Source organism: Streptomyces sp. NPDC006265, assembly GCF_040613555.1.
Lineage (GTDB): Bacteria > Actinomycetota > Actinomycetes > Streptomycetales > Streptomycetaceae > Streptomyces.
Map to the genome: position 1 here is coordinate 1 of NZ_JBEXSH010000436.1, position 7,494 is coordinate 7,494.

A 7,494-nucleotide genomic window follows, 5' to 3' on the forward strand; every position below is an offset into this window, starting at 1 on the left:
GGTATGAACCTCGTCGGCATCGGCACCGACTGGCAGCAGGTCATCAAGGGCCTGGTCCTGCTGGCGGCCGTCGGGTTCGACGGGTCCTCGTGCCAGCCGCAGCCGCTGGACGGTCGCCGAGGTCAGGACCGGGGCGCAGAGGTGCGGTGTCTGCGCGCGTCACGCTCGGGGTCGAACAGCTTTGCGGCCATACCGGCCAGGACCAGGCCGGTGGCGATGAGCAGCCCGTGGGCCAAGGCGAGGCCAGTGGCCAGCACGGCCATGGCGACGGCGAGGAGCAGTCAGGCCCTTGCGTGCCGGTACTCACGCGGCCGGCAGGGGCGGCAGGCCCCAAGAGCGCGGGCGAACCGGGGATCCTCGCGGTCGAGGAGGGCCTCGATCTCAGTGAGCCGCCTGTCATCGAGTCCGGGCATGATGCCCACCTCCGGGCACGGGACTGCGGGCAGGCGTCGCGATCGACGGTGCGAGCCATCTGCTCTCCTTGGGAGGTCGGGGCATCACGATCACACCAGGAGGAGGGAGTGCAGCCGTACATACGCGGCCGACACGGCGATGGTGAGGGCGGTGACGATCAGGCCGTAGACGGTGAGGTGCCGGAACGAGATCTGGCGGCGGAGCGATCGGAGACACGGAGGGCGACGATTCCGGTCGGCGTAGGCGCCGACCCTTGTGGGGTTGCCGGCCGGAACCGCGGCGAGTGTGCGAGCGCCCGCCGCGGGACGCACGCGGGCTCTGGTCTTCCCTTCCGGGTGAGCCGACCACCGCCGATCGCAGCCGGTGGCGCCGAAGGGCACACTGTGACGGTTGCCGTCGACCATGCCGTAACGCTCACGGCCATTCCTCCCCCACGCCCTGCCTGCCTGTTCCGGCCGTGCTGACGCCCGCCATACGGCGCACCCATCCAGCCGCCGTGCGACGCAACCGCAGCACCAGCAGGGCCGGACCGGAAACCGACTCGGTGTGACCTGTTGGCTGTGGTGCTGCGTACATCGGTGCCGGGCTCCTCTCGTGATCCGAAAGACCTGCGGCTTTTCCCGCCCAGCCAAGAGGAGGGCTGTCGAAGGCTGGGCTCGCGTCAGCCGACGCCGCAAGCGGTCGCCTCCGCACGACGGTCAGTGGGCCGACAGCGGGGATTGACTCCACCCTCACTCGCCACAGGCGGCGGCCGCCATCGGGTCCGACACCCAGCTGCGCGCGGGCCAGAGCTGTAGAGGGGACGCGGAAATGGGTGCCAGACCCGATGGACGTTCGCCCTGCCCGGCGCAGACTCTGGAGCAGAGCGCCTTGAGCGGAGGCAGCCTTCAGTGACCGGTCGGCCCGCCGTCCGCTGCCGGGGAGGCGATAGTGGAAGCAAGGACCAGCTTGAGGAGACGGTATCCGGTGCCGTTGTTCTGGAGGATCTTCCTGCTCAACGCCGTGGTACTGGTTGCAGCCACTGCGCTGCTGCTGCTGGGCCCGGCCACCGTGTCGGCCCCCGTCCGACTCGCTGAGGCCGCGGTCCTCAGCGGCGGGCTGGCCGCAATGCTGATCGCCAACGCGCTCCTGCTGCGCATTGGCCTGGCTCCGCTGCAACGCCTCGCCCGCGCCATGACCACCACCGACCTGCTGCGCCCCGGCGCCCGCCCGGCTGTCGGCGGTCACGGCGAGGTTGCCGAACTGATCACCACGTTCAACACGATGCTCGACCGGCTGGAAGCCGAACGCGCCACCAGCGCCGCCCGCGCCCTGACCGCGCAGGAAGCCGAACGCCACCGCATCGCCCAGGAACTCCACGACGAGATCGGCCAGACGCTCACGGCCGTCCTGCTCGACCTCAAACGCGTCGCCGACCAAGCACCCGACCCGGTACGTGAGCAACTGCACCAGGTCCAGGAGACCACCCGCGCCAGCCTGGACGAGATTCGCCGCATCGCCCGCCGCCTGCGCCCCGGCGTCCTTGAGGAACTCGGCCTGACCAGCGCGCTGAAATCCCTCGCGGCCGAGTTCACCAGCCCCGCCCTGTCCGTACGGCACCACATCGAGCCCGACCTGCCGCCGCTGGGCGAGAACGCCGAACTCGTCCTCTACCGCGTCGCCCAGGAAAGCCTGACCAACACGGCCCGCCACGCCGACGCCACGCGCGTCGGCCTCACCTTGGAGCGGACCCCGGACGGCGTAGAACTATGCGTGCGCGACAACGGCCGAGGCATCGAGGTGGCCACCGAAGGGGCGGGCATCCGCGGCATGCGTGAACGCGCCCTGCTCATCGGCGCCGGCCTCACCTTCGGCCCCGCCCCCGACGGAGGCACCGAGGTACGCCTGACCGTCCCCACCCCCCACCGGAGTCAGTGACCATGACCGAGGCGACGCCCACCCGCATCCTGCTGGCCGACGACCACCACCTGGTCCGCCGCGGAGTGCGCCTCATCCTCGACAGCGAACCCGACCTCACCGTGGTGGCCGAAGCTGGCGACGGAGCCGAGGCCATCGAGGCCGCCCGTACCCACCATCCCGACCTGGCCGTCCTCGACATCGCCATGCCCCGCCTGACCGGCCTGCAGGCCGCCCGCGAACTCTCACGCATCCAGCCGGAGCTGCGCATCCTCATCCTGACGATGTACGACAACGAGCAGTACTTCTTCGAAGCCCTGGCCGCCGGCGCCTCCGGCTACGTCCTCAAGTCCGTCGCCGACCGCGACCTCGTCGAAGCCTGTCGCGCCACTATGCGTGACGAACCCTTCCTCTACTCCGGCGCGGTCAACGCCCTCATCCGCAACTACCTCGACCGCGTCCGCGAAGGCCAGTCCCTGCCCGCCAGGGCCATCACCGACCGCGAGGAGGAGATCCTCAAACTCGTCGCGGAAGGCCACACCTCACAGGAGATCGCCGACATCCTCGTCATCAGCCCCAAGACCGTCGAACGCCACCGCGCCAACCTGCTGCAGAAGCTCGGCATGAAGGACCGCCTGGAACTCACCCGCTACGCCATCCGCGTCGGACTGATCGAACCCTGACCACACGACCGAGGCGGCACCAAACGGCGCCGGCACCGCGGAGAGCAGAACCGCGAGCGATCGTGGCGTTCGCGGATGAGACCCCGTCCCACAGACGCACCGCAGGTGATCGATATGAACCCCCCGATGGACGACCGGCACATCCTCGCGGAGATGGAGCGGCGCCTCTCGCAGGAGGATCCCGAACTGGCCGCACTGATCGATGCGCTGAACCAGCAGTTCCTCCACGAGGACGAGGACGAGGATTCCGAGGAATGTGTCGACGACAGCGGCAGGCGGTTCGACTGGCGCTGGAAGACGGGTATCGCCTGTGCGGTCATCGCGGTGCTGGGTCTCCTCCTCACGGCCATCCTCACTGCGACGCGGCCGTCTGCGGATGACAAGCAGGGACCGCCGAACAGCCGACTCCCAGCAACCTCCGTTCATTCGCAGCGCCGGGCTGCCGGTTACGGGGGGAGCCGCAGAACAAGGCCGACTCGTCTCCCGCGACAAAGCGCCGAGCTTCCAGGGGGAGGCCCCGATGCGCGCCCGTGATCTCGCGCAGCCTTATGTCACCGTCAGCCAGGACACCTCGGCCGTCGAGGCGCTGAGAGCCCTCGTCGAACACGGTCTGCCCGGGCTACTCGTGGTCGACTCCGGCGGGCAGCCGTACGCGGCGCTGCCCGCCTGCGAGGTGGGCAGGGCACTGCTGCCCGGCTATGTCCAGGAGAATCCCCTTCTCGGCGAAGTGATCGACGAACCTCACGCCGTTCAACTGTGCCGCGCGCTCCAGGGGCGCAAGCTCGTCGACTGCCTGCCTGCGGGCAGGCCGCTCCTGCCCATAGTCGCTCCGGACTGCACTGCCCTGAAGATCGCGGAAGTGATGGGCCGCACCCGAAGTCCGCTCATCGCGGTCGTCGATCAGGGACAAGGAGGCCAAAGCCACCTTCTCGGCGTCATCACCGCCGCGCGCCTGGTGGATCAGCTTCTCCAGGCGTGAGCGGCCGTTCGCCTCGAAGCGACCCGGGAGGCGCGCCCCGTCATCGAAAGGTCAGCCGCATGCGCCGACGCAGCCGTAGCAACCGGACTTTCCTCGGCCGTCTCCCGCTGCCCGAGCGCACGTTCGTGGCGGACGCGCTGCGTACCGAGACGGTCGGAGGGATGCTGCTGCTCGCCGCGGCTGCCACGGCGCTGGTGTGGGCCAACACCCCGTTGCGCGATGCATACGATTCTGTACGGGACTTCCACTTCGGCATCGAGGCCCTGGGGCTGGACCTCTCCGTGGCCCACTGGACGGCGGACGGACTGCTGGCGATCTTCTTCTTCGTCGCCGGCGCGGAACTCAAGCGCGAGCTGGTGGTCGGCGAACTGCGCCACCCCGGAACGGCGGCACTGCCGGTGATCGCGGCTGCCTGCGGCATGGCGGTACCCGCCCTGGTCTATGGCCTTGTCGCCACCAGCCTGGGCGGAACGTGGAACGGCTGGGCCGTCCCCATGGCCACCGACATCGCCTTTGCACTGGGCGTGCTCGCGGTGATCGATACCCACCTGCCGTCCGCACTGCGCGCCTTCCTGCTGACCCTCGCGGTGGTCGACGACCTCGGCGCCATCATCGTGATCGCCCTCTTCTACACCTCGACAATCAACCTCGCGGCTCTCATCGGCGCCGTCCTTGGGCTGGTGCTGTTCTTCCACCTGCACGACCGACGGCGTGTGCACGGCTGGTACTGGTACCTGCCGCTCGCCCTGGCCATCTGGGGCCTGATGTACAACAGTGGCGTGCATGCCACCGTGGCAGGAGTCGCCATGGGCCTGCTCCTGCGCGTGGCCAAGGACGGCGAACGAGGCCGACGTCCTGCCGAACAGATCGCGCACCTGGTCCGCCCGGTCTCCGCCGCAGTGGCCGTACCCCTGTTCGCGCTGTTCGCGGCTGGCGTCAGCGTCACCGGCGACACGCTGAAGGATGTCGTCAGCGAACCGGAGCCGCTCGGCGTGGCCCTGGGCCTGGCCGCCGGCAAGGTCCTGGGCATCTTCGGCGGCTCCTACCTCGCCGTCCGCTTCACCCGTGCCCGGCTCAGCCGGGACCTCGCCTGGGCGGACGTGATCGCCGTGGCCATGCTGGCCGGCATCGGCTTCACCGTCTCACTGCTCATCGGCGAACTCGCTTATCCCAACCCCACCGACCTCAAGCACATCAAAGCCGCCGTCCTCCTCGGCTCCCTTGCCTCCGCACTCCTGGCCTGCCTGCTGCTGCGGCTGCGCAACAACAAATACCGGCGACTGTACGAGGAAGAGAACCGCGACGAAAACGCCGACGGCATCCCCGACATCTACCAACACGCCGACTCAAGCCCACCGCAGAACGCCCCCCGGAACACTCAGCAGCCAGACAGCCCTGGTCACGACGACAGCGGAGGACCGCCTGCCCCGATCACCAGGAGAGGACGATGAACAACTCAGTACGGATGGGACGCGTCCTCGGGGTGCCGCTGCGCCTCCACTGGACCGTGCCCCTACTTCTGCTGTTCTTCGGATACAGCCTGGCCAGTCAGACACTCCCGGCCGCCATTCCGGACCAGCCCAGCTCTATCTACACGGTCGCCGGCCTGGCTGGCGCCCTGCTGCTCCTCGCGAGTCTGCTGGCCCATGAGGCCGCCCACGCGATCACAGCCCGAAACAAGGGCATCCGGGTCCAGAGCATCACCCTGTGGGCCCTGGGCGGGATGACGGAAATGGGCAGGCCGCGGGCGGCCGGCGTGGCCTTTCTGGTAGCCGTGATGGGGCCGCTCACCAGCCTTGTCATCGGTGCCGCCGCAGTGGGGGCAGGCATCGGGCTGAACACGTTGCCCGGCTGGGAAATGCCCGCGGCCGTCCTGCTCTGGCTCGGATGGGTCAACCTCGTCGTCGGCGTGTTCAATCTGCTGCCGGCCGCACCGCTCGACGGAGGACGGGTGGTGCAGGCGCTGATGTGGTGGCGTACCGGAGACCGGGACCGCGCCGAGCGCAGCGGGCAGATTCTGGGCATCGTTCTGATCGGCGTCGGATGGATCGCCGTCCTGCGCGGCACCCTCAGTGGGCTATGGCTGGCGCTCATCGGCTTCTTCGTCATGATCGTCGCGACCGCGGAGCGCCAGCACGCGACACTCGCTCCCGCCCTGCGCGGAGTCCGGGCGGCCGACGCCATGTCGAGTCCCGTCGAGACGTGCCACGACTGGCTGACCGTGCAGCGGTGCATCGACGACGTCGCCGTGCGAACCCCTCACTCCAAGGTGATCCTGATCGACTTCCAAGGACATCCCAGCGGCCTGCTGACCCTCCCGCGGCTCGCGAAAGTCCCCGCCCCGCAGCGGGAGACCCTGCGTGTACGGGATGTAGCGATCTCCTGGGCGCGGTGCACCACCTGCGCACCGGACGACCTGCTGGAAAGCGTGCTCGAAAAGCTCTCACCGGCCAGTGGCATGCCCATTGTCGTCACCGACGGGCAACAACTGGTGGGCATCATCACCGAACGCGACATCTCCCGGCTCGTCCAGCGCCGCACACTCCGCGGGGGGAACCAGTGACCATCCCACGCGGCTTTCACCGGCAGCGGACGCGGCGTCCCGCAGCGATATCGGCGACCCAGCGGTAGGAGCCGTGCCGCTCCCGCTGCTCACCCAGATGCGGGCCGCCCGGGTCGGCGAGCCGGTCGGCGTTGGGCCGGCGCAGCCCTCTCCGCGGGCGGGCCACGGCCTTGGCGGCGATCCTCACCGCCCGCGCCAGCGTGCGTGAACACGTCTGGAAGTTGACCGGCGCAGCGGCGTTGGACGCCGCAGTTTGGTAACCGTGGACCTGGACGCGTGTGGGTGATCGCACATCCCGAGAAAGCAGGACGACTGGCAGCGACCTGGAAGAAGAGCATCGGCCACCATCCGCTGATGGGGTTCGTCGACCACGGGTATAACCGGACCTGGCGAGCGGGTGGCCGGTCTTCTGCGGCCCGTGAACGCGGGCATCAACACTGCTGACCATATCGACGCCCTCCTACTGGCAACTGGCCCAACGGCCCAAGCCCCACTGGGGGCGGACGCCGAACCCTGATCCGCACCGAACTCGGCGGCGGCACTCACGAGTTCGCGCCCTGCGCATCAGGGCTGCTGCCGGGACGGTCCCCAGCGGGGCAGGGCGCCTCGCTTCGCGTACACCTACATGCCACACCAGGGCAGAAATGGGGTCTGCCACCGATGTCCGCCCCCACCCCTGATCGGTCAGGATGAAAGCTAGTGCCGCGGCACTAGCCGAAGCGTCGGCTGCCCGGCCCGGCCCGCTTCCGAACGTGCGTGAGGAAAGGGTCACGCCGATGGCACTGAACACCGCCCGTGTGGGGTCGCCTGAGGAACGCACCGGCGTGCACCAGGCACGGCGGCGCCTGGAGCTTGAGCGCGAGGTTCGCCTAGGTGTTCTGTCCGGGGAGGTTGTGGACGGGTGAGCCAGGTCTCGGTTGAGGGATCTTGAACAGGTGAGGGCCTTCCGGGTTCGGTGT

8 protein-coding genes and 1 pseudogene are annotated in these 7,494 nt (G+C 69.1%); 6 read left to right on the top strand and 3 right to left on the bottom strand.

Going from position 1 to position 7,494, the window contains the following annotated elements:
• Window positions 1-122: 122 nt before the first annotated feature.
• Together ABZ281_RS29395 and ABZ281_RS29400 are read right to left on the bottom strand one after the other, a co-directional pair.
• A pseudogene (locus ABZ281_RS29395) lies at window positions 123-413 on the bottom strand (DUF3040 domain-containing protein).
• A 90-nt stretch (window positions 414-503) separates the two neighbouring features.
• Window positions 504-818, bottom strand: a complete 315-nt coding sequence (locus ABZ281_RS29400; protein ID WP_356660307.1) for a hypothetical protein — start codon at window positions 816-818, stop codon at window positions 504-506.
• A 562-nt stretch (window positions 819-1,380) separates the two neighbouring features.
• Between ABZ281_RS29400 and ABZ281_RS29405 the strand changes: the two genes are divergently transcribed.
• The 6 genes from ABZ281_RS29405 to ABZ281_RS29430 all read left to right on the top strand — a co-directional run bounded on the left by ABZ281_RS29405 (window position 1,381) and on the right by ABZ281_RS29430 (window position 6,535).
• Window positions 1,381-2,331, top strand: coding sequence for a HAMP domain-containing sensor histidine kinase (locus ABZ281_RS29405; RefSeq protein ID WP_356660309.1), 951 nt, complete (start codon window positions 1,381-1,383; stop codon window positions 2,329-2,331).
• 2 nt (window positions 2,332-2,333) lie between these two features.
• The gene (locus ABZ281_RS29410) at window positions 2,334-2,993 is read left to right on the top strand and encodes a response regulator transcription factor (protein ID WP_356660311.1); all 660 of its coding nucleotides are present in this window, start codon (window positions 2,334-2,336) and stop codon (window positions 2,991-2,993) included.
• A 126-nt stretch (window positions 2,994-3,119) separates the two neighbouring features.
• Entirely contained in the window at window positions 3,120-3,527 is a 408-nt protein-coding gene (locus ABZ281_RS29415; RefSeq protein ID WP_356660313.1) for a hypothetical protein, read from the top strand.
• Window positions 3,514-3,972 carry a CBS domain-containing protein gene (locus tag ABZ281_RS29420; protein WP_356660315.1) on the top strand — a complete coding sequence of 153 codons (459 nt, stop codon included), beginning with the start codon at window positions 3,514-3,516 and terminating at the stop codon, window positions 3,970-3,972. Before ABZ281_RS29415 ends, ABZ281_RS29420 begins: the two co-directional genes overlap by 14 nt.
• A 59-nt stretch (window positions 3,973-4,031) precedes the next feature.
• Complete coding sequence (gene nhaA, locus ABZ281_RS29425) at window positions 4,032-5,423, top strand: Na+/H+ antiporter NhaA (protein WP_356660317.1); 1,392 nt, start codon at window positions 4,032-4,034, stop codon at window positions 5,421-5,423.
• Window positions 5,420-6,535, top strand: coding sequence for a site-2 protease family protein (locus ABZ281_RS29430; protein ID WP_356660319.1), 1,116 nt, complete (start codon window positions 5,420-5,422; stop codon window positions 6,533-6,535). Before nhaA ends, ABZ281_RS29430 begins: the two co-directional genes overlap by 4 nt.
• A 16-nt stretch (window positions 6,536-6,551) precedes the next feature.
• Here the strand turns inward: ABZ281_RS29430 and ABZ281_RS29435 are convergent, their stop codons facing one another.
• Entirely contained in the window at window positions 6,552-6,722 is a 171-nt protein-coding gene (locus ABZ281_RS29435; RefSeq protein WP_356660321.1) for a hypothetical protein, read from the bottom strand.
• Window positions 6,723-7,494 lie beyond the last annotated feature (772 nt).

Excerpts from the sequence above, each read along its gene's own strand:
- ABZ281_RS29430 (WP_356660319.1), top strand. The coding sequence starts at position 5,420 with ATGAACAACTCAGTACGGATGGGACGCGTCCTCGGGGTGCCGCTGCGC.
- nhaA (WP_356660317.1), top strand. The coding sequence starts at position 4,032 with ATGCGCCGACGCAGCCGTAGCAACCGGACTTTCCTCGGCCGTCTCCCG.
- ABZ281_RS29415 (WP_356660313.1), top strand. The coding sequence starts at position 3,120 with ATGGACGACCGGCACATCCTCGCGGAGATGGAGCGGCGCCTCTCGCAG.
- ABZ281_RS29410 (WP_356660311.1), top strand. The coding sequence starts at position 2,334 with ATGACCGAGGCGACGCCCACCCGCATCCTGCTGGCCGACGACCACCAC.
- ABZ281_RS29420 (WP_356660315.1), top strand. The coding sequence starts at position 3,514 with ATGCGCGCCCGTGATCTCGCGCAGCCTTATGTCACCGTCAGCCAGGAC.
- ABZ281_RS29400 (WP_356660307.1), bottom strand. The coding sequence starts at position 818 with ATGGTCGACGGCAACCGTCACAGTGTGCCCTTCGGCGCCACCGGCTGC.